This is a genomic window from Streptomyces sp. BoleA5 (assembly GCF_000373665.1).
GTDB lineage: Bacteria > Actinomycetota > Actinomycetes > Streptomycetales > Streptomycetaceae > Actinacidiphila.
Genome location: NZ_KB892130.1, coordinates 18,054 through 39,215, shown reverse-complemented (window position 1 = coordinate 39,215; position 21,162 = coordinate 18,054). Strand labels below are relative to the sequence as shown.

The following is a 21,162-nucleotide window of genomic DNA, read 5'->3' as shown; positions in this document are numbered from 1 at the left end:
GTTCTGCACGTCACGCTGGAGCGGGTCGCGGGGGATGCCTCCAACGCTCATCTGAATGTGAGGGTGGGTCGTGCGCAGGGGGCGATGAACCAGCATCAGTGGCGGGTCGATGCCTCGGAGCAGGATCTGGCGCANGAGTTGGGCCATCAGCTGGGTCTGCGGGACGAGTACCGGGACACCACGGCCGGGCATCGCCCCGAGGTCGACGGCAGCCTGATGGGCAACTATCACAACGCCGCCCCGGAGGGCCTGTCCCAGGGCGGACTGCGCGGCCGGTACCTGGACCTCATCCACTCCCAGGTCGCGAGCCACGACCACGTCCACGTGCCGCAGCTCACCGCCGCCTCGGACGACGTGATCGCACCGGGTGGCGGCACGGCGGAACGCGACCTGCTCGACCCGGCCGTCTTCAAGACGCAGACGTCCGCCTCCGGTTCGGCGATCGACGCCGTCGAACGCCGGATGGCCGAGCTCCACGACGTGCACGGGACGGACCTCGCCGGGCGGATCACGGCGCTCGACGAACTGACCGCGACCGCCGACGACTTCCTGACCGCTCACCGTGGCGCACCGGGCGCCGCCGGCGTCGAGCGCGTGCTGGTCCAGGCCCGTGCCGAGAGCGGCGCCTACCGGCTGCTGCAGGAGCACGGCGCGTTCGGCACGGGACACGGCGGCGGCGTGGCCGCCCTCGACGACCTGACGACCCGCGTCCGTGCCGTCCTGGCCGGCGACGACCTCACGCAGGCGACCCGCCTGCGGCTCCAGGACGCGCTCACCGAGGCCGAACGCCAGGCCGGCGCCCTGCGCCTGCTCGCGGGGAACGACGTACCGGCAAGGCCGGCCCCCGCCCCGGCGGCCGCGGGGCGCGGCACCGAAGACGTCCCCTGGGCCGAGGACTACCGCCGGGTGGAGGAACTCCTCGGCCGCGAGGGGGATCCGCGCCGGGAGGGCTGGGGCGATCTGACCCGGGCCCGGCAGGACCTCGGCAGTGCGGAGGACGCGCTGCCGCACGGCGAGGCGAGCACATCCCAGGGGCTCAGCACGATCGAGGAGCAACTGCGCTCCGACACGCTGGCGGCCCGCGACCGGGTCACGGCCGCGATCGACGGCCTGCGGGACCAGGGGATCGACCCGCACCAGGTCGAGAACCGGATCCGGGGCTTCAACGAGCGGGCCGCCGTCGACCGCGGCGCGACCCCCGGCGCCGGCAGGCTGAGTGAACTGCTCGGGAACCCCGAAGGGAGCGTCACCCGGGTCGAGTTGAGCGACTCCGGCATCGAGGGGAACAACGGACTGGTCATCGAGCGCGTCGAGGCCGGCGACGGCAGCGTCAGCCACCGCGTCCTCGGCCGTGGGCTCGAGCTCGACGAGGGCCGGACGGTCGCCTTCCGTGACGGCGGGTTCGACGTGCGGCACACCGCGTCGGACACGGTGGTCCGCTACAACGAGTCGGGCGTCAGGACCGCCCAGGAGGTGCCGCTGCGGAACGCGGCGGAGGTCCCGAACGGCCTGCGGCTGCACACCGATCTCAACGGCCGCGGCCGCCCCGTGGCGGTCCGCCTCACCGGTCCGGACGCCGAGCACCACCTCGCGGAACCGCTGGAGGACGGGGCGGTCCGCGTCACCGACATCCGTACCGGCGGAACCACGCGCTTCCGCACGAGCGGCCGCCCGATCGACGAGGGCCTGCGGCTGCGGGGAGCGGACGGGGCGCCGGCCGAGGGAGACCTCGTGCTGGTGCGTGAGGAGGGCACCACCCGCGTCACCGACGTCCAGGGGCGCGACGTGCCCGGCACGGTGACCCCCCTGGGCGACGGCGCCGGTTTCCGGATCACCGACGACGTCAGCGGTGCGTCCGTACGCCATGACGGGGCCGGCCGGCTCCAGGAGAGCGGAGTGTCGCTCACCCGCGCGGACGGCGGACGCGGTGACCTGTTCCTGGCCCGCGACGGTGCGGGCACCCACACGCTGACGAACGCCCTCGGCGTCCCGCAGCGCGGCGACGTCACCGCCCTTCCCGGGGGCGCCGGTTTCCGGATCATCGACGACGGGACCGGCGCGACGTCCCGCTACACCCCGGACGGCCGCTGGCAGGACGCCGGGACCGCCCTCGCGGACCCGGCGGACGGGACCCGCGGGGCCAGGGTCGCGGTCGCGGACGGCTCCGGCGGGCTGCGTCTCACGGACGGCCTGGGCAATCCGCTGACCGAGCGTGTGACGGACGTCGGCGGCGGCCGGCTCCGTACGATCGACGGCACCACGGGGCGGACCGTGCTCCACGACCCCCAGGCCCGTCCGGTCGAGACCGGGACGGCACTCGCCGATCCGGCGACCGGGCGCGGCGCCCGCTTCGTCGTCCCGGACGCCGCGGGCGGCCACCGGCTCACCGACGCCACGGGCGCCGCCCTGCCCGAGCGGGTCCAGGCCCTGCCCGGCGACGGCGGTTTCCGTGTCACCCACGCCACCGGCTACCGGACGTTCGCGGCCGACGGCGCCTTCACCGGCGACGGCCTGCGCCTCACCGGCCGCGGCGGCGAACCGGTCGGCCACCTGGACCAGGCCGCGGGCGGAGGACGGCGGTGGCTGGACGACACGTTCGCGCCCGACCCCCAGCGGGCCGTCACCGTCCACGGGAACGGCCACATCCAGATCGCCCGGCCCGGGGGCGGCCACCAGGTGTTCCACGGAAGGACCGGGGAACTGGTCCAGGAGGTCACCCCGCTGCCCGGCGGCGGCCACCAGGTCACCGCGGCCCACGGTTCCTTCGCCCGCCACGACGCGGCCGGCGTCCTGACCGCCCACGGCACCCCGCTGCCGGACGGGGCGGGCGGAGGCGTCCTCGTCACGCGGGCGCCGAGCGCGGACGCCCCGAACGGCGCGCACTGGCTGGAGGACCCCACGGGCAACCGCCTGCGGCACTGGAACGCCACCGGGCAGCCGACGGGCGGTGTGCGGATCGAGTGCACGCTGCCCGGCGGCCCGCGCCGCGGGGAGTTCCTCGAGCTGGACCCGAACGGCGTGGTCGTCCGGCAGGGCTTCAACGTCCTCGACAAGGGCAGGACGACCCCGTACCAGTACGTCCTGGACCACCGGAGCGGCACGTGGGCCCGTACCGGGGGCCCCGGCGGCGTCCGCCAGGGCGTCTTCCACCACGGCAAGGCCGATCTGACGGGCGTCGCGAACGGCAGGGTGGTGCTGCTCAGTGCGACCGGGGCTCCGGTTCCCGTCTTCGAACGCCGCGCGCTGCCCGGCGGAGGGCTCCTCGACTCCTTCCGCCGCACCGACAGCATCGCGTTCGGCCGTACCAACCCCCGTACGAGCTGGGCGCGCTGGGGCGACGACGCGACCCTGTCCGGTGCGGGGATCCGTGAGTACGACACCGCGGGCACCGGCTGGCGCGACTTCCACGGGCGCGACGTCGTCCACGAGTACCAGGCCGGCCTGCAGAAGCACGCCAACGGCACGGGTCACACGCTGGCGCTGCGGAACGGGAACGGCGAGCTGCGCTGGCACCGCTACGACGGCGCCGGCGAGGAACTCGCCGAGGGCCCCCGGATTCCGGACCGGTTCGACTCCGGCTGGACCGACCTCGCCGACGACGGGCGGACCCTCGTCCAGCGCAAGTGGGGCATGGGCCGCCTGCCGGAGCACGCGGGCCAGTACGAGGAGCACACGCTCGTGCAGGACGCCGGTGCGCCCGGTGGGTGGAGGACCGACGGGACCTGGCAGCGCCAGTCCCCGCACGGCAAGGAGGTCGGCAAGGCCGAGGTCGTCGACGGCCACCTGCTGGTCACCGAGCGGTGGCGCGAGCAGCGCCCGCCCGTCTGGGTCCGCAACGGCTTGCTGCCGGGTGCGGGCCGCGCGGAGGGCGCGTACGCCCATGTGCTCGGCGACAACGCCCACCAGCTGTTCACCTGGGAGAAGCGGCCGATCGGTACCGCGACCGGCGAGGGGACCTCGGGTGTGCGGTACGTCGGCCTGGACGGCGGAATCCTCGACCTGACCGCGAACGGCGACTTCGCGCGCCTGACGACCAAGCTGTACGACGGCACGACGATCAAGGTCGGCGACCACGCCGGCCGTCCCGCGTACGAACCCGCGGCCGCGGCGCACCAGCCGTGGGAGGCCGGGCAGGCGCGGGGCTACCGCGTGCCGCAGGATCCGGCGGCCACCGGCCTGCTGTGGACGGACGAGTTCCGCGACGCCACGGGAGCCCGCCACGTCGCCCGCGAGGGCCTCCCCGGCGGGGTGGTGCGCGAGTACACCACCCCACGGGCCGTGGACACCCCCGCCGGCCACGGCACTTGGGTCACCCGCGACGCGCACGGCAACCTGACCGGGATGCGGCAGCCCAACCCCGACGGCGCGGCGAACAGCTTCATCCAGGGTGTGGGGAAGACGGACTCCGCGAAGTGGACGTGGCGGGAGGTGAACGCCGAGGGCGCCCCCCTCGGGCCCTCCGGCACCAGGGAGTTCTTCCGCGGCTCCAACGACCCGAGGCTGTCCTGGGACGACTCCTTCCGGGACCTCGACGCGGACCGCAGGCTGGTCCGCGAGCGCCGCATGCTCGACAAGGGCCGCTACGTGGAGGCCTGGCGCGACCCGGACCACGACACCCGCTGGCTGACGGCGGCGTACGAACGGACCGGGAACCGGATCGACCCCGGTCCCGGGCTGCAGGTGCGCAGCTGGTGGAACGGCACGTCCTGGCAGGACCAGTGGTCGCGCGGCGCGCGCCACTTCCGTGACGAGCTGCGGCCGCTGCCCGACACCGAAGGCGCCACCGTCAGGCTCCGCGAGGTCCCGGTGGGCCTCGGCGGTCCGCTGCGGGTGCGCGAGTACGATCCGGCGGCCGCGACCCCGCACTCGGTCTGGAAGGAGTTCGACCACGAGTCCGTCGTCCGTGAGCGCAAGGCCGAAAGGGGCGCCGACGGCACCGTCACCGGCTACCTGGAGACCGACGCCTGGCGCGGCCAGTGGAACCGCTACGACGCCGACGGCGGACTCGTCGCCCAGCGCACCGACAGCGGCCTGGTCTGGGAGCGCGGTCCGCTCGGTCAGATGAGGCCGGTCGGCAACGAGTACGACTACCGCGGGGCGCTGACCGAGATCCGCGGCTGGGGACGCCGGATCCGCGAGGCCCAGCGCATGCCGTGGTCCGGCACGGTGGTCCCCGACGGCGCCGGTGCCGCGCTCCGCGAGGCCCGGTACGAGCCGTACTGGCGGACGCTGGCGTACAAGGCCGCCGTGGAGTTCGGCCAGGAGTTCGTCCTGGAGTTCGGCGCCAACCTGGCCGTGAACGGCATCGTCGCCGCGGCCCAGGACAAGCCGTTCACCGGTCAGGACGTGCTGAAGGCGTTCGCCAACGCCGCCGTGTCCTCGGGCGTCAAGACCGGTGTCGGCGTCGCGGTGCACGAGAACCGGGCAGCCGGGTTCCGCGAGCTGGGCAACCTCAAGACGACCCTGGCCAACGTGGACGGCGGCAAGCACCCGCAGCGCAGGCCGTTCAACCACGACAAGACCTGGACCAACGAGTGGGCCGGGAACGAGACCCCGACCCGCTGGCGCGGAGGGATCTACGACTTCACCTTCAGCGCGGGCACCAGCGTGATCTCGGGGTGGGTCAACGGCGCCATGAACGCCGCCGTGTGGGGCGTGAGCAACGCCGACGGGACCACGGTCAAGCTCAGCGGCGCGGACGCCTTCCTGGACGGCGGCATCAACGCCGCGGCGGCGCTCACCACGTCGGCCTCCACGGCGCTGGTGAAGAACGTGGTGGTGCTGGGCGGAGGCAGCCGGCTCTTCCACCGTCAGGGCTTCGCGGACTTCTGGATCCAGCTACCCTTCAAGATCTTCGAGAAGTCGATCCAGTCGGTTTACCTGACCGGTGCGTACCGTGCGAGCATCAACCCGTCCTGGTACCAGGTACCGCCGGCCGGCACCCAGCAGAAGCAGTAGAGGATCCGGAACATGACGCGTCACACCGTGGCCCCGAAAGGACAAGGCGGCCGGGGGACCTTCCACCGGATCGCCGACGCGGTGCGCGCCGCCGCCCCCGGCGACGTGGTGGTGATCGCCCCGGGCACCTGGACCGAGGCCGTGGTGCTGGACCGTGCCGTCGTGCTCACCGCCGAGCACGGCCGGGGGAGCGTCGTGCTGGCCGCGCCGCCGGGGGACCGGCCCGCGCTGACCGTCGACGGGCCGGACTGCGCCGTGCACGGCGTCACCGTGTGGGGCGCCGACGACGGGGCCCCCGCGATCGCCGTCTCGCCCGGTGCCGGGCTGGTGCTGGAGGACTGCGCCGTCGAGGGGGGACGCGTCCAGGCCCGCGGTCCGGAGGACGAGGAGAGCGGGACGACCGCCCTGATCATGCGGCGCTGCCGCCTCGAGCGCGCCCGGCTGGCCGGCCTGCACCTGGCCGGGGCGGTCCGCGCCCGCGCCGAGGACACCAGCGTCACCGGCGTGGACGGCACGGGCGTCGTGCTCTCGGGAACGGCCCGGCTGGAGGCGGCACGCCTGCGGCTGGACCGTACGACCGGTTCGGGCATCCGGCTGCGCGGCAGCGCACGGCTGCGGCTCTCCGACTCCTCGCTGAACGGCACCGGACGGGCCGGGCTGCTGCTGGAGGAGGCCGCCGAGGCCACGGCCGGCGAACTGCGGATCGAGTCGCCCGGCGCGGCCGGTGTGCACGTCACCGGCACGGCGCGCGCCGAGCTCACCGACTGCCGGATCCGCGGGGCGTCGGCCAGCGGGGTCGTGGTCCAGGACAACGCGGTGCTCGACGCCAACGGCTGCGCGGTCGCCGACGCCGGGGCCAACGGGCTGCTGGTCACGGGCGCCGCGCAGGCCCGGCTCGCGGACTGCCGGATCGACCGCAGCGCCTTCAGCGCGGTCCACCTTTCCGGCTCCGCCACCGGACGGCTGACCGACTGCCTCGTCCGCGACGGGGCCGAGCACGGCGTCCACGCGGCGGGCGAGGCCCGTCTCGAACTCGCGGACTGCGGGATCAGGAACGTCGCGATGACCGGCGTCGCCGTGGCCGAGCAGGCAGTGGCGACGGTCACCGGCTGCCGCATCGACGAGGTGGCGACGGGCATCGGTGTCGGCTCCACCTCGGAGAGCCGGGTCGAGCACACCACGGTCACCGGCACCAGGGACATCGGGGTGCAGGTCGCGACCGGAGGCACCGCGGTCCTCACCGGCATCCGGATCACCGGGGCGGGCGCGGCGGGCGTCGTCGTCGACAAGGGCGCCGAGGCCACCGTCGACGGCGGCTCGGTGGAGGACTGCGCCGGCTCCGGCGTCGTCGTGTGGACCGGGGCCCGCTCCACGGTCGTGGACCTGCGCATCGACCGGCCCGCCAAGAACGGCGTCTTCCTCGCCGAGGGCGCCACCGGCACCTTCACCTCCGTCGAGGTGTCCGGCTCCGGCTTCCCCGCGCTCCACGTGGGCACCGGCGCGGACCCCGTCTTCCGGCACTGCCGGATCCGCGACTGCGCGGACGCGCTCGGCACCGACGAGGGCGCGGCCCCGGAACTGGACGACTGCACCGCCGACGGCGTCCCGCTGACCCTCGGGGGATCCGCGGCGGCCCCGGTGGCGCCCGCGGCCCCGGGCGCTCCCCCCGCACCGCCGGCCGCGGGCACGCGTTCCGCGGCCGCCGCCGACGACCGGGACGTGCCCGAGGAGAGCCTGGAGGACCTGCTGGGCGAGCTGAACGCCCTCGTCGGCCTCGACCGGGTCAAGCACGACGTCGGATCGCTGGTGAAGCTGATGCAGACCGTCCGCCGCCGCGAGGAGGCCGGGCTGCCCGCCCCGCCGCTCAGCCGGCACCTGATCTTCGCGGGCAACCCCGGCACCGGCAAGACCACCGTGGCCCGCCTCTACGGAAGGCTCCTGAAGGCCCTCGGACTGCTGCGCGAGGGTCACCTGGTGGAGGTCGACCGTACGGCCCTGGTCGGTGAGTACGTCGGCCACACCGGCCCCAAGACCACCGCCGCGTTCAACCGCGCTCTCGGCGGTGTGCTCTTCATCGACGAGGCCTACACCCTCGCCCCCGTCGGGGCAGGCAACGACTTCGGCACGGAGGCGGTCGCCACCCTGGTCAAGCTGATGGAGGACCACCGCGACGACGTCGTCGTCATCGCCGCCGGATACCCCGGCGACATGGACCGCTTCATCAGCTCCAACCCGGGCCTGTCCTCGCGCTTCGGCCGCACGCTGTTCTTCGAGGACTACGCGGCGGACGAACTGGTCTCGATCGTGGAGTACCAGGCCGCGGAGCACCAGTACGAACTCACCCCCACCGCCCGCGAGGAACTCACCCGCCTGTTCGAGGTCCTCCCGCGCGGGGAGGGCTTCGGCAACGGCCGCTCCGCGCGCCAGATGTTCCAGGAGATGACCGAACGGCAGGCGCAGCGCGTCGCCGAACTCGACGACCCCACCGCGGACCAGCTCATGGCCCTGGAGGTCCACGACCTCCCGCGCCCCGCGGTGCACGGCTGACCGCCCGGCCCGCCGGCGAGGGTCGCGGCGGGCTCAGTGCGCGCGGGCGGTTCGGCCCGGATGCTCGAACGCGTCGGCGGCGAGGCAGAACTCGGCGTACCCGGCGAGCAGTCCGAGGTGGTCCGGGGCGAGGGCCAGACCCGCGCGGAAGGTCCTCTCCGCCTCGTCGTCGTGGGCGTCCTCGTCCTCCCGGACGCGCCCGAGCGCCAGCCGGCAGTGGAGGTCGGCGGACGTGGGGTCGTGCCGCAGCCCCTCCTGGGCGGTCCCGCGCATCGCCGCGTATCCGCCCGCGGCGTGAAGGTCCGCGCAAAGGCCCAGGTATTCGTCCGTGGTCGTCATGCGTCCCGCCTCTGAAGTCGTGCGCCCCGATCGGGGCCGCACCACTGTGTGACATGAGAACGCGCACGTCAACGCGGGTTCGGGGCGTCCTACAGATCCAGCACCAGGTCGGTGCGCGGCTGCGAGCAGCAGAGCAGGGCGTTGCCCGCCGCCGGTTCGTCGACGGGCTCGGGGGCGTACCCGACGCCGCCGGTCAGGACCGGGGTCTCGCAGGTGTGGCAGACCCCGGTGCGGCACGACCAGCGGGTCGGTACGTCGCACGCCTCGGCGAGTTCGAGGAGCGAGCCGTACCCAGGGTGCCAGGGGACGCTGAGGCCGCTGCGGGCGAAGGACACCGACGGCCCGGTCGGCTCCCCGGGCGGCGCGGCGGGCGGGTGCGGGGCGCGGGCCGCCGCGCCGACCACGCCCGGGTTGATCGAGGACAGCGCGCCGAAGGTCTCCATGTGGATGCGGTCCTCGGCCAGTCCGCCCGCGGCCAGCGCCTCCGCCATGTCGTCCATGAAGGCCTGCGGCCCGCAGACGTAGGCGTCCGCGTCCGGCGGCAGTTCCAGCGCGGCGATGCGGGCCGCGTCGAGCCGGCCGGCCCCCGTGTAGTCCGCGCCCGCGCGGTCGCTCTCCCGGGGCCTGCTGTACGCGATGTAGGCGTGCGCGCCCGCCAGCCGCCCCACCAGGGCCCGGGACTCCGCGGCGAACGGATGGCTCTCGCCGTCGCGCGCCACGTGCAGCCACCACACCTCGCGCCGGCCGCAGGCGTCGGCGAGCGCGTACAGCATCGCCATCACCGGCGTGGCGCCCACTCCCGCGGACAGCAGCACCACCGGTGTGTCGCCCTCCCCGAGGACGAAGGTGCCGCGCGGCGCGGCGACGTCCAGCAGGTCGCCCTCGCGTACGTGCCGCCGCAGGAAGCCGCTGCCCGCTCCGTGCGGCTCCTGCTTGACGCTGATGCGGTACTCGTCCGCGCCGGGCCGCCCGGACAGGGAGTAGGTGCGGATCAGCGGCGGCCCGTCCGGGTCCGGCCGCATCCGTACGGTCAGGAACTGGCCCGGCATCCCGGCCGGCAGCGGGCTGCCGTCCTGCGCGGCCAGGGTCAGCGAGAAGATGCTGCTGCTCTCCTCCCGCACGCGGGCCACCCGCAGCGGGCGGAAGCCCGGCCATGCCGGGGGAGGGGCCGCGGCCCCCGTCAGCCCGGGGTTGCCCGCGGTGCCGCCGCCCTCCGCCGGGCTGCCGAGCAGCGCCCGCATGGACGCCTGCCACCCCGGGCTCAGCGCGGGGATGCGCAGGGCACGCTCGACCTGGTCGCGGGGGTGCCCGGGCAGGTACAGCAGCGCGTCGATCTCTGCGACGGTCATGGCCTCCGGCCCCGTCCCGAGCTTGACGATCTCGTCGCCCGCGGTGACCTCGCCCTCCTCGAGCACCCGGAAGTAGAAGCCGGGGCGCCGGTGGGCCACGAGCAGTGCGGCCATCCGCGGCTCCGCCATGCGCATCCCGACCCGGTAGCAGGTCACCCGCGGCTGCGTGACCTCGAAGACGGCGCCGCCGATGCGGTACCGGTCGCCGATGCACACCTCGTCGTCGGGCAGCCCGTCCACCGTGAAGTTCTCGCCGAACTGGCCGAAGGTGAGGTCGTCCCGGCCCAGCTCCCGCTGCCAGTGGCGGTACGAGTCCAGCTGGTACACCAGCACGGCCCGCTGCTCGCCGCCGTGACCGCCGAGGTCACCCTGGCCGTCGCCGTCGATGTTGAGCCGCCGGACCATGCGCGGACCCGACACAGGGTCCTTCCAGACACCCGTGTACGTCGTCCTGCCCTGCCACGGCACGTTCTTGGGCTTGCCGACGCTGACGGCGACCAGTGTGGCCATGCGCCATCTCCCTTGTAGCGCGACCCCCGCCTCCCGGCCACGCTATTACGCCCGCCGTGCCGCGCAACCCGGCCGGTGCCGGCGGGCCGACCGCCCGGCGCGAGAAATCCGGCCCCGAGCGGGATTGCGGGCGGGCACGACGGTGTTGACCCACGCGACAGCGCCGGACCCGATGGACGGAGACCCGCACCACCCATGTCCACCACCGTTGATCACGCGCATCCCGCGGAGCCCGGGGGCGAGCCCGCCCGGGACGGCGTACCCGCCCTGGACAACCCCGTGTGGGGAGCCCTCACCGGCCCGCACGCCCGTTTCGCCGAGGTCTGCGGCCGTGCCGCCCGCTACCGGTCCGACGTGTCCCTCTTCGCGGGCCTGTCCGACCCGGCCGACCCGGCGGCCTGGGCCGATCTGGCCAAGCTGCTCGGCCCCGGCGGCACCGCCCTGGTCACCGGCTCACCGGTGATCCCCGACGACTGGGAGGTCGTGGAGGGCGGCGAGGGCGTGCAGATGGTCGACACCGCGCTCCGCGCCGAGCACGCCCCGGAGGCCGTACGGCTCGGCGCCGGCGACGTCGACGACGTCATGGACCTGGTCGCCCGCACACGGCCCGGGCCCTTCCTGCCGCGGACCCTCGAACTCGGCACGTACCTGGGCATCCGGGAGAACGGCCGGCTGATCGCCATGGCCGGGGAGCGCGTCCAGCCCCCCGGCTGGACGGAGATCAGCGCCGTGTGCACCGACCCGGACCACCGCGGCCGCGGCCTGGCGACCCGGCTGGTGAGCGCCGTCGCCGCGGGCATCAAGGAGCGCGGCGACACCCCGCTGCTGCACGCCGCCGCGAGCAACACCAACGCGCTGCGGCTCTACGAGTCGATCGGCTTCAGTCTCCGCCGCCGGACCCTGTTCCTGCTGGTCCGCGCGCCGGGGGCCCGGGCCTGAACGGCGTCGGTCCGCTCCCGTTCCTCACCCTTGGGGTGGGGGCCGCGGGGCGGGCCGGCAGGCCTCCGGCCCGTGCGCCCGGCCACGCCGGCGGCCCGGCGCCCCCCGGCCCCGGACCTCAGGCGCCGGACCTCAGGCGCCGGCCGCCAGGCACACCACCGGCACGCGCTGGACGAGGTTGTTGGCGAAGCCGCCGCGGTTCCAGGGTTGTTCCAGCGGCTGGGTGTGACCCTCCGCGTCGGTGGCGCGGACGCTCAGCACGTGGTGGCCGGGCGTGGCGTCCCAGGTGGTGTGCCAGTGCCGCCAGGCCCAGGGGTGGCCCTCGTCGCCGAGTTCGGCCGCGTGCCAGGTGCGGCCTCCGTCCGTGCTCGTCTCCACGCCGGTGACGGGCGCCCGGCCGGACCACGCCCTGCCCTCCAGCCGCTGCGGTCCCGGCCGCACGACCCGGGTGCGCGTCATGAAGTCGGGGAAGCCGGGCGGCACCATGAGCGCCCGCGGCGCGATACGGGTCACCGGCTCACCGGGCTCGTCGGGCTCCTGCCGGAAGCGGTAGGCGACGGCCTGCTGGAAGCCGGTGAACGGGGTGTCCGTGAGCGTGATGTCGCGCAGCCACTTCACGTGCGCCATGCCGTACCAGCCCGGGACGACCAGGCGGACGGGGTGGCCGTGCTGGGGCGGGAGGGGCGCGCCGTTCATGGCGTACGCCACCAGGACCTCGGGGTCCTCGGCGGTGGCGTCGGCGACCGTGAGCGAGCGCTGGTAGTCCTGCTCGACCCCGCGCTCCACGCCGTGGTCGGCGCCGGTGAAGACCGCCTCGACGGCCTCGGCCGCCACGCCCGCCTCCCGCAGCAGCGTGCGCAGCGGCACACCCGTCCACTCGGCCGTGCCGACCGCCTCGTTCAGCCAGGGCTGGCTGACCGGGCGCGGGGTCAGTCCGGCCCTGCCGTTGCCGGCGCACTCCATGGTGACCCGGTGCGTGACGGCCGGGTAGCGGCGCAGGTCGTCCACGGACAGTTCCAGCGGCGTGCGGACCTTGCCGCCGACGGTGAGCCGCCACGTCGCGGCGTCGGCCGGCGGGATGTCGAAGTGGACCAGCACATAGTGCAGGCCGGGTGGTGTGACGTCGTAGCGCAGGGCCTCCAGGGGCAGTGCGTGGTTGCGGGCCGCCAGGCCCAGCTCGTCCATGCCGATGCCCTCGGCCGGTTCGGCCAGCCGGGACGCGGCGCTCACATGCGCGATGTTCGGATCATCCACCCCACCAGTGTGGCGGGCGGTTCCCGCCAGGTCACCGCCGGGCACGGTCGAGCAGTGCCCGCAGCACCGGGCGCCGCGGCGACTCGCGGGGCAGCGCGCGCAGCGCCGCCCGCAGCAGTTCGACGTCGTCGTGGTTGCCGGGCCGGTCCAGCCAGTCGAGCAGCAGCCGGGCGTCGCCGCGGTCGCGCAGGGCGCGGCGCAGCAACCAGTCGAGTTCCTCGCGCGCGTCGACGATGGCCGGGGCGTCCGAGCCGGGCAGCAGCGCCCCGGGGTAGCGGGCGAGGGCCCGGCGGTGTGCGCCGCGCGCGAGGAGGGCGCGGACCTCGTCGGCGTCCGTGGCGGCCGGCAGCAGCAGCCGGTACGGGCGCGAGCCCAGCACCTGCGGGCCGAGCAGTCTGCGCAGCCGCGACATCTCGGCGCGCATGGTGACCCGCGCCGACTCGTGCTCGTGCAGCCGCGCCGCGAGCGCGTCGGCGCCCAGCCCCCGCGGATGCCGGGCCAGCAGGAAGACGATCTCCGAATGCCGCGGACTCAGTTCCACCGTCCCGTACGGAGAGGTCAGCCGCGCCCGGTCGCGCGCCAGCACCTCCAGGCGGGCCCCCGCCCCCGATGTCCCCGAAGCGCCGGGCGCCCTCGGTGCCGGGGCCGCCGGCAGTACGCCGCGCAGCCGCAGCAGCCGCAGCTCGGCCTCCGCCGCCGCCACGGTGGCCCGTACCAGCGCCAGGGCGTGCGGCGCGGCGATGTCGTCGCCGCCCGTCAGGTCGAGCACGCCGATCACGGCGCCGGTGTCCGGGTCGCGGACCGGGGCGGCGGAGCAGCTCCACGAGTGCACCGGGCGGATGAAGTGCTCGCCCGCGTAGATCTGCAGGGGCCGCCCGAGCGCGACCGCGGTGCCGGGCGCGTTGGTGCCGGCCGCGTCCTCCGCCCACTGCGCGCCCTCGACGAAGCCGATCCGTTCGGCCCGTGCCGCCAGCCCCGGCGTGCCCTCGACCCACAGCAGCCGAGCGTGCTCGTCGCCGACCGCCACCAACTGGTCGCTGTCCTGGGCCGGTTCGACGAGCAGGCTGCGCACCACGGGCAGCACGGCCGCCATCGGATGCTGCCGCCGGTAGTCCCGCAGTTCCGCGGCGCCGAGCCCGGGCGAGCGGGGCCCGTCGGCCTCCGGGTCCACGCCGCCCCTGAGCGAGCGCTGCCAGGAGTCACGCACCACGTCGCGCACCGGCCGCGGCGGACGCCCCGTCGACAGGAACTCCTCGTGGGCGCGCGCCACGTCCCGCCGCAGGAGGTCCGGATCGGTCCCCGGCGGCCAGGCCGCGTAGGACGCCGCGTACGTGACAGTCATGGCCGTCCCCGGGAGTCGGCACGGACCGGTGCCCGGCGGCACCGGGTGGGGTGCCGCCGAGTGTAGTTCCGTGGTGGCGCTCCGCCGCAACCCTGTTGCAACCTTGTGCCCCCTACGGTCCCCCCAACCGCCGTCCGCGACGGAGCGGGCGGCTCGCAATGGGAGGCCGCCCCATGACCCGGTACGCCAACCCCGGTTCCGACGACGCGATCATGAAGTACCAGTCCCGCTACGACCACTGGATCGGCGGCGAGTACGTGCCGCCCGCCCGCGGCGAGTACTTCGCCAACCCGACACCGGTCACCGGCGAGATCTTCACCGAGGTCGCCCGCGGCACCACCGAGGACGTCGACAAGGCCCTCGACGCGGCCCACGCGGCCGCGCCGGCCTGGGGCCGTACGTCGGTGACCGAGCGGGCCAACGTCCTGGGCAGGATCGCGGACCGCATGGAGGCGCACCTGGAGGAACTGGCCGTCGCCGAGAGCTGGGAGAACGGCAAGCCGGTCCGGGAGACCCTCGCCGCCGACATCCCGCTGGCCATCGACCACTTCCGCTATTTCGCGGGTGCCATCCGCGCCCAGGAGGGCAGCCTCGCCGAGATCGACGAGGACACCGTCGCCTACCACTTCCACGAGCCGCTGGGCGTCGTCGCGCAGATCATCCCCTGGAACTTCCCGATCCTGATGGCGACGTGGAAGCTCGCCCCGGCCCTCGCCGCGGGCAACGCCGTCGTCATCAAGCCCGCCGAACAGACCCCGGCCTCCATCCACTTCTGGATGAGCCTGATCGCCGACCTGCTGCCTCCCGGCGTGGTGAACATCGTCAACGGCTTCGGCGTCGAGGCCGGCAAGCCGCTCGCCGCCAGCCCGCGCGTCGCCAAGGTGGCCTTCACCGGTGAGACCACCACGGGCCGGCTGATCATGCAGTACGCCTCGCAGAACCTGAAGCCCGTCACCCTGGAACTGGGCGGCAAGAGCCCCAACATCTTCTTCGACGACGTCTCCAGCGCCGACGACGACTTCTACGACAAGGCGCTCGAGGGCTTCACGATGTTCGCCCTCAACCAGGGCGAGGTCTGCACCTGTCCGTCCCGCGCGCTGATCCAGGGCGGCCACTACAACGCCTTCCTCGAGGCGGCCGTCACCCGCACCGAGAAGATCGTCCAGGGCCACCCGCTGGACGTCTCCACCATGATCGGCGCCCAGGCCTCCAACGACCAGCTGGAGAAGATCCTCTCCTACTTCGACATCGGCCGGCAGGAGGGCGCCAAGGTCCTCACCGGCGGCGAACGCGCCGAGCTGGGCGGCGAACTGGCGGGCGGCTACTACGTCCGGCCGACCATCCTCGAGGGCGACAACCGCATGCGCGTCTTCCAGGAGGAGATCTTCGGCCCCGTCGTCGCCGTCACCTCCTTCGGCGACTTCGACGACGCCGTCGCCACCGCCAACGACACCCTGTACGGTCTCGGCGCCGGTGTGTGGACCCGCGACGGCAGCACCGCCTACCGCGCCGGACGCGCGATCCAGGCGGGCCGCGTCTGGACCAACTGCTATCACGCCTACCCGGCGCACGCCGCCTTCGGCGGCTACAAGCAGTCGGGTATCGGCCGTGAGACGCACAAGATGATGCTCGACCACTACCAGCAGACCAAGAACCTCCTGGTCTCCTACTCCCCGAAGAAGCTCGGCTTCTTCTAGGCCGCGGCCGTCTCGCCGGCCGCCGTCGCGCGGGCGGACCTCGCCGGTGTCGGGCCGGCCGGCGAGGTCCAGGCCGCGGGTCCACACGGACGCCGTGGCGGCCTGCGGGACTCCGTCTGCCCGTGCCACGACCGCGTCCAGATCCTCGGCCCGCGGCACGGCGGGCGGCGGGCCCGCACGCCGACGCGCGGCCGAACGGCGGCTGGACGCAGGCCCGTTGACCGGGACCGGGGGCTCGTCAGGCGTGCGTGCGGCGGACGCAGGCGGCGGCCATGTCGCGGAGGCTTCCGGTGCGCCGGAGCAGGTCGCGCTGGATCTGGGCGCCGTTGCCGGTCTTGAGGAGTCCGGCGAGGGCGTCCTGCGCGGGGACCAGGTCGCCGTTGTCCTCCAGGGCGTCGCGCACGTGGTCGAACAGGGCGCGGACCACCGCCTCGGCCGGAGCGGGTTCCATGGACACCGGATGGATCAGACCGCCTGCGATCCCTTCGCGGGCCGCCCGCCAGGTGGCCAGCCGCAGCAGGGCCACACTGTGCGCGGACGGCGGTTCGCCGGCTCGCCAGGCGCGGGCCGCGGTCTCCACCAAGGCCCGCACCAGCGTCGCCAGCAACGCGGTGCCGGACGCGTCCAGGCACACGTCCGCGACCCGCACCTCGACCGTGGGGTAGGTGTACGACAGACGCGCGTCGAAGTAGACCATGCCCGGGTCACGCAGCGCCCGGGTGGCGATCATGGCCCGGACCTGCTCGTGGTAGCCCGCCGCGGAACCGAACGGCTCCACCGGCCCGGCCGACGGCCACCTGCCCCACACCCGGCTGCGGTAGCTCGCATAGCCGCTGTCCCGGCCCTGCCAGAACGGCGAGTTGCCACTGAGCGCCAGCAGCACCGGCAGCCAGCCGCGGATCCGGTCCAGCACCGCGACGCCCTCCTCGTCGGACTCGACCGACACATGGACATGGCAACCGCACGTCAGCTGCTCGTCCGCGGTCAGCCCGTAACGGTCACGCAGCCACCCGTACCGCTCCCCGGTACTCAGCGACGGACTCACCGGCAACGGCGACGTGGCCAGCGCCGCCACAACCCCACCGGACTCCCGCGCATGCCGGGCCGCCTCCGCACGCCACCGCACGACCTCCGCCGCCACATCCTCCATCCGCTCCTGCGGGCGCGTGGCGAACTCCAACTGCTCCCTCTGCAGCTCCGCCTCGAACACCGCGCCACACGCCCCGCGCTCACGACGCGCCGACGCCAACACCGCCGCCGACAACGCCCGCGGCTCCCCGGACTCCCCGTCCAGCAGCAGGAGCTCCTCCTCCACACCCACCGTGCGCAATTGGCTCTCCTTCCCGGCCGCTCCGACGGCGGATGCGGACGTCTCGTCAGGCGAGGACCGAGTCGTCCTCCGGCCGGGCCCCCGGCAGCCGCAGCCGTGCCGCGATCAGCGCGGCGTCGACGTCCCGCGTGCCGGTCGCCACGCACAGCGTGTACGACACGTCCGCCGTCCGGCGCCGTACCTCGGGGTCCTCGGGGTCGAGCAGGCGCAGCGTCTCGTAACGGTCGATCAGGTCGTCCAGCACGGCGGGGTGGGCCAGCAGCACGTCGTCCTCCTGCGGGGCGTGTCATGGGGTCAAGCCGGGTACCTGGCTGCCGTTTACCCCGACTTCGTCCTGGCACGCAGGGGGTGCGCGCAGCCGAGCAGCCGGGGGTGCGGCGGGGATCAGCGGCGGGCCCGCTCCGGCAGGGCGGTGACGATGATCTCGCGGGTCGCGGTGCTGTCCTCGACCGTGCGGAACCCCGCGAGGGCCAGTGCGTCCAGCACCTCCTTGTGGAGCGGGCGGCGGTGCGCCCCGGCCGCAGGGCCCGCCGCCGCGCCGGCGCCCGGCAGGGTGTCCCAGCGCACGACCACGCCCCGGGGCCCCGCCTCCACGACGGGAGGCTCCTCGCCGCCGCGGTGCTGCGCCAGCGGCAGCCCCGCGTCCAGCAGGGCGAGGCACACCGCCGTGTGCAGCCGCCGGACGTCCGCGCCGAGCCGGTGGGCCGACGGGCGGGACGGGGTGAGCGCCCCGCGGTGGCCGGTGAGGTCGAGCAGCCGCAGGACGGTGTCGCTCGCGGCGGTCACGGTCAGTGTCCGGTGCGCGGCCATGGCGCGGTTGCGCAGCTCCAGCAGGGCGTTGAGGCCCGCGCGGTCGCAGCCGGAGACGTCGCGCAGGTCCAGGTCGAGGCCGTCCCCCGCCTCCAGGGCGGCGACCAGGGCGCGGCGCAGCTCCGGCGCGGTCCCCGCGTCGAGCTCGCCGATGAGCACGGCCTCGGTGCGCGTGGTGCCGTGCGGACTGAGCAGGATGGTCAGGCGCGTATGGGACTCGTGCTCCCCGGCGAGTTCGGGTCCCGCGGGAACGGAGTGCACCCGCAGATCGGGAGACCGGTCCGACATGCCGTACCTCCTGCACTTTCGCTGCGCGCCGGTGCGTGCGCCGCCTCGGCGTGGGAGTGATCGGAAGACATGAACGACACCCGGAGGCCCGCATGAACATTTCCGGGCAAAGGGGTGACATCCGCATGATATGCGCTGGAGGGCAGGTTGGCGCCCGGTGCGGCGGGCGCGTCCGCGCGTGGCGGGGGAGGGGCTCAGGGCGCCAGGGCCCGGGCGATCCTCTCGAGCCGGGCGGCGTCCCGGGCGTAAGCGCCCGCCGGGTTCCGGAAGGAGTACTCGCCGTCGTCGGTCCGGTACCCGCCCGGGGCCGCGGTCCAGTGCACGGGGCCGCACGGCCCCTGCTCCTCCACCAGGGCGGCCGCGAGCCGCTCGGGCTCGCCGACCCGGGTGCGGGCACGGAGGGCCGCCGCCATCCGGTCCTCCGCGCCGGAGGGGACGGCGTCGTCGCCGAAGGCGGGCAGCAGGAGCAGCAGGCGGGCGTGCGGATCGCCGGTGCTGCGGCCGGGCAGGCCGTTGTCCGCGACCGCGACCAGTTCGGCCCAGGACAGACCGGGGCCGGTGAAGTGCCCTTCGTCCGCCGCGAGGAGTTCCGCGGACTCCCAGCCGGGATCGTGCAGCAGGTAGTCGACGCCCTCGTCCTCCGCGAAGGCGCGGTAGACCACGTGCAGCCACCGGCCCCCGGCGAGCGGGACGCTGAACACGGGCCACTTCTCAACCGCCCAGCAGCAGGTTGTGCAACCGCATGGCCTCCGTCCCGCCGGCGCCGAGCAGCCGCTCCTCCGCTTCCTCCTCCTGCCCGCAGTTGTGCAGGTGCCCCTCCCAGAACAGCTGGTCGTCGAGGAGGCCGGGCATATGGCGGAAGGGGCCGCCGTCGTAGCCCGGTATGAGGGCGGGCGGCAGCGCGGCGCTGTCCGTCACGGCGGTCATCGTGCCTCCTGTCCTGGGAGGAGGCCGGCCCCGCCACAGGGCCGGCGCTCCGGGAGTCCGGTTCCGAGAAGCCATACGGATCGGGACACTTCTCACAGTAGGCGCCGCCACTGACAATGGGCCCGGGCGGCAACGCCCGCCGCAGGAGCGCGGCGAGCGATGAGCAGACCGGTCCGGGGGAACGGGTGACGGGGCCGGCGAAGCCGCTCACGCCCGGTGAACCGGCAGAGGCGGAGGGCCGGATCGGCGTGCGGCCGCCGGAGGAGTACGGGCGGAGCCGGCCCAGCGTACGGGGTCTTCCCGGTCCGGCGCGGTGAGGACGGCTGTGGGGCGTGGCACGGCGACGGCGCTGACCTCACGTCACGGACCAGGGGAAGGGTCGGCGGAGCCCTTCACCACGACGCGGGCGACGGCCGCGGAACGCGCGGGCGGCCGTCCGCCCGCAGCAGGGGGACTTCGAGGAGTTCGACCCCCGCCTTCGAGGCCCGGGACGATCGCTGGACGCCCTGCTGCGGGGCGACGACCGCACCGTCGTCGATGCCGTCTCCCTGTGCCATCCGGGCTGTGCGCCACGGCAGTGGCCGGTCGTGCCGGGCCCGGCGGCCGGTCGGATCCGGGACGACGACAGGGTCGACGACCTCGATCCGCGCCCGGCCACCGGGCCCGACGGCACCGGCTCACCTTCGGCACCGGTACGACGGGCCGCGGGAGAGCGCCCGCGTGAGGTGAGCCTCGACCGCGACGTGGGCCTCAGCCGGGCCACACGCCGGTCAGACGCCGGGTGGCGGTCGCACCCCCACGGTCGACCGCCGCCTTCACCAAGGCGAAGATCGCGCCCTGCAGCGCCGCCGCGGTCAGCACCTCGGCCCAGGAGCGGTCCTCGTCGGTGGCTCCGGGCGCGTCCTGTTCATGTCCCAGCGTCCTCCAGGCCCGTTTGAACAACGCGCCGGCGATCAGCCCGGAGACCGCGCCCAGGGTCATGCCCACGGGTTTGTAGACGATTTTGGACGCCTTCACCCGCGCCTCCTCCTGGCGCGGCGCACCAGCAGCAACACCCCCATGGCGGCGCCGGCGCCCAGCAGCGGTGCGCGGTGGGCCCGGGCGGCCCGCGCGCTCCGTCCTGCCCGCGCCCGCACCGCCGGTGCCTTCGCCCGGGCCAGCCGGCCGGCGTGCACGGCCTGCAGCCGTATCCGTCCGGCAGCCTTCACGGCCTTGTCCCGGGCGGGTTCCGGTGTCTTCTCCCGGACCAGCTCGCCGATCCGGGAGGCCGCCCCGTGCGCCTTGGCACCGGCCCGGCCCGCCCGGTCCATCAGCCGGCCCTTGACGTCGGTCTTCGCCGTCAGCGCGGCGACCGTACGGCCCAGCTCCTCGCGCGTCGCCTCGACGCGCTCCCGCAGTTCGTCGGTCGTGGGTGACTTGTCGCTCGTCATCGGTGTGCCCTTTCCTTGAGTTCCGCGATGTCGGCCTTGACGCCGTCGACGGCAGCCCGCGGCACAGGCGGGGCCGCCCGCCCGAACTGCCTGCGGCCCGCCGCGGCCAGTGCCGCGGCGACCGAGCCCAGGAGCCCCGTGACGACCAGCGCCGCCGCCCACACCGGCAGCGCGAGTGACAGCGCCGCCACGGCGGCCACGGCGAGCCCCTGCAGCGCCAGGACCGCGAACAGCCCCGCCCCGCCGAACAGGCCGCCGACCAGGCCGAAGCGCCGGCCCTTCAGCGTCATCTCGGCCCGGGCCAGCCGCATTTCCTCACGCACCAACTGCGACAACTGCTCCGACGCGCTGGACACCAGCTCGCCCACCCGTTCGTCACCGCCGTCGCGCTGCCCGGTCGCGCTCACGGTCCTCACCTGCCTCGGTCTGCTCCGCGTCCCGC

Annotated in this window: 16 protein-coding genes; 3 read left to right on the top strand and 13 right to left on the bottom strand. The window is 74.8% G+C overall.

Annotated features, from left to right (window positions below):
• Positions 1-5,970 precede the first annotated feature (5,970 nt).
• Positions 5,971-8,505, top strand: a complete 2,535-nt coding sequence (locus B085_RS0132920) for a right-handed parallel beta-helix repeat-containing protein (protein WP_018562867.1) — start codon at positions 5,971-5,973, stop codon at positions 8,503-8,505.
• Between the two features lie 33 nt (positions 8,506-8,538).
• Here the strand turns inward: B085_RS0132920 and B085_RS0132915 are convergent, their stop codons facing one another.
• Both B085_RS0132915 and B085_RS0132910 read right to left on the bottom strand, forming a co-directional pair.
• On the bottom strand, positions 8,539-8,844 hold the full coding sequence (locus B085_RS0132915) for a hypothetical protein (protein WP_018562866.1): 306 nt from the start codon (positions 8,842-8,844) through the stop codon (positions 8,539-8,541).
• Positions 8,845-8,933: 89 nt separating this feature from the next.
• Entirely contained in the window at positions 8,934-10,703 is a 1,770-nt protein-coding gene (locus B085_RS0132910; protein ID WP_018562865.1) for an MOSC and FAD-binding oxidoreductase domain-containing protein, read from the bottom strand.
• Between the two features lie 195 nt (positions 10,704-10,898).
• Here B085_RS0132910 and B085_RS0132905 point away from each other — a divergent pair, with 195 nt between their 5' ends.
• On the top strand, positions 10,899-11,642 hold the full coding sequence (locus B085_RS0132905) for a GNAT family N-acetyltransferase (RefSeq protein ID WP_018562864.1): 744 nt from the start codon (positions 10,899-10,901) through the stop codon (positions 11,640-11,642).
• Positions 11,643-11,774: 132 nt separating this feature from the next.
• Here B085_RS0132905 and B085_RS0132900 read toward each other — a convergent pair whose 3' ends face one another.
• Both B085_RS0132900 and B085_RS0132895 read right to left on the bottom strand, forming a co-directional pair.
• Positions 11,775-12,827, bottom strand: a complete 1,053-nt coding sequence (locus tag B085_RS0132900; protein WP_078620180.1) for a sulfite oxidase — start codon at positions 12,825-12,827, stop codon at positions 11,775-11,777.
• 100 nt (positions 12,828-12,927) lie between these two features.
• Positions 12,928-14,238, bottom strand: coding sequence for a GAF domain-containing protein (locus B085_RS0132895; RefSeq protein ID WP_018562862.1), 1,311 nt, complete (start codon positions 14,236-14,238; stop codon positions 12,928-12,930).
• Between the two features lie 173 nt (positions 14,239-14,411).
• On the opposite strand from B085_RS0132895, the gene B085_RS0132890 reads away from it, so the two are divergent.
• The gene (locus B085_RS0132890) at positions 14,412-15,935 is read left to right on the top strand and encodes an aldehyde dehydrogenase family protein (protein WP_018562861.1); all 1,524 of its coding nucleotides are present in this window, start codon (positions 14,412-14,414) and stop codon (positions 15,933-15,935) included.
• 238 nt (positions 15,936-16,173) lie between these two features.
• Here the strand turns inward: B085_RS0132890 and B085_RS0132885 are convergent, their stop codons facing one another.
• The 9 genes from B085_RS0132885 to B085_RS0132850 form a co-directional block, all read right to left on the bottom strand.
• Positions 16,174-17,265, bottom strand: a complete 1,092-nt coding sequence (locus tag B085_RS0132885; protein WP_018562860.1) for a glutamate--cysteine ligase — start codon at positions 17,263-17,265, stop codon at positions 16,174-16,176.
• A 46-nt stretch (positions 17,266-17,311) separates the two neighbouring features.
• Entirely contained in the window at positions 17,312-17,530 is a 219-nt protein-coding gene (locus B085_RS0132880; RefSeq protein ID WP_018562859.1) for a DUF5133 domain-containing protein, read from the bottom strand.
• A gap of 119 nt (positions 17,531-17,649) precedes the next feature.
• Positions 17,650-18,363, bottom strand: a complete 714-nt coding sequence (locus tag B085_RS46015; protein WP_018562858.1) for an STAS domain-containing protein — start codon at positions 18,361-18,363, stop codon at positions 17,650-17,652.
• Between the two features lie 194 nt (positions 18,364-18,557).
• Entirely contained in the window at positions 18,558-19,064 is a 507-nt protein-coding gene (locus B085_RS44565) for a hypothetical protein (RefSeq protein ID WP_018562857.1), read from the bottom strand.
• A gap of 10 nt (positions 19,065-19,074) precedes the next feature.
• The gene (locus B085_RS50225; protein ID WP_018562856.1) at positions 19,075-19,290 is read right to left on the bottom strand and encodes a hypothetical protein; all 216 of its coding nucleotides are present in this window, start codon (positions 19,288-19,290) and stop codon (positions 19,075-19,077) included.
• Between the two features lie 392 nt (positions 19,291-19,682).
• Positions 19,683-19,847, bottom strand: a complete 165-nt coding sequence (locus tag B085_RS49730; RefSeq protein WP_018562855.1) for a hypothetical protein — start codon at positions 19,845-19,847, stop codon at positions 19,683-19,685.
• Positions 19,848-20,040: 193 nt separating this feature from the next.
• Positions 20,041-20,307 (bottom strand): DUF4235 domain-containing protein, encoded by a 267-nt coding sequence (locus B085_RS0132860; RefSeq protein WP_018562854.1) that lies wholly within the window; start codon positions 20,305-20,307, stop codon positions 20,041-20,043.
• Entirely contained in the window at positions 20,304-20,720 is a 417-nt protein-coding gene (locus B085_RS0132855; RefSeq protein ID WP_018562853.1) for a DUF3618 domain-containing protein, read from the bottom strand. The genes B085_RS0132860 and B085_RS0132855 overlap by 4 nt, the downstream gene beginning before the upstream one ends.
• Positions 20,717-21,127, bottom strand: coding sequence for a phage holin family protein (locus tag B085_RS0132850; RefSeq protein WP_018562852.1), 411 nt, complete (start codon positions 21,125-21,127; stop codon positions 20,717-20,719). Before B085_RS0132850 ends, B085_RS0132855 begins: the two co-directional genes overlap by 4 nt.
• Positions 21,128-21,162 lie beyond the last annotated feature (35 nt).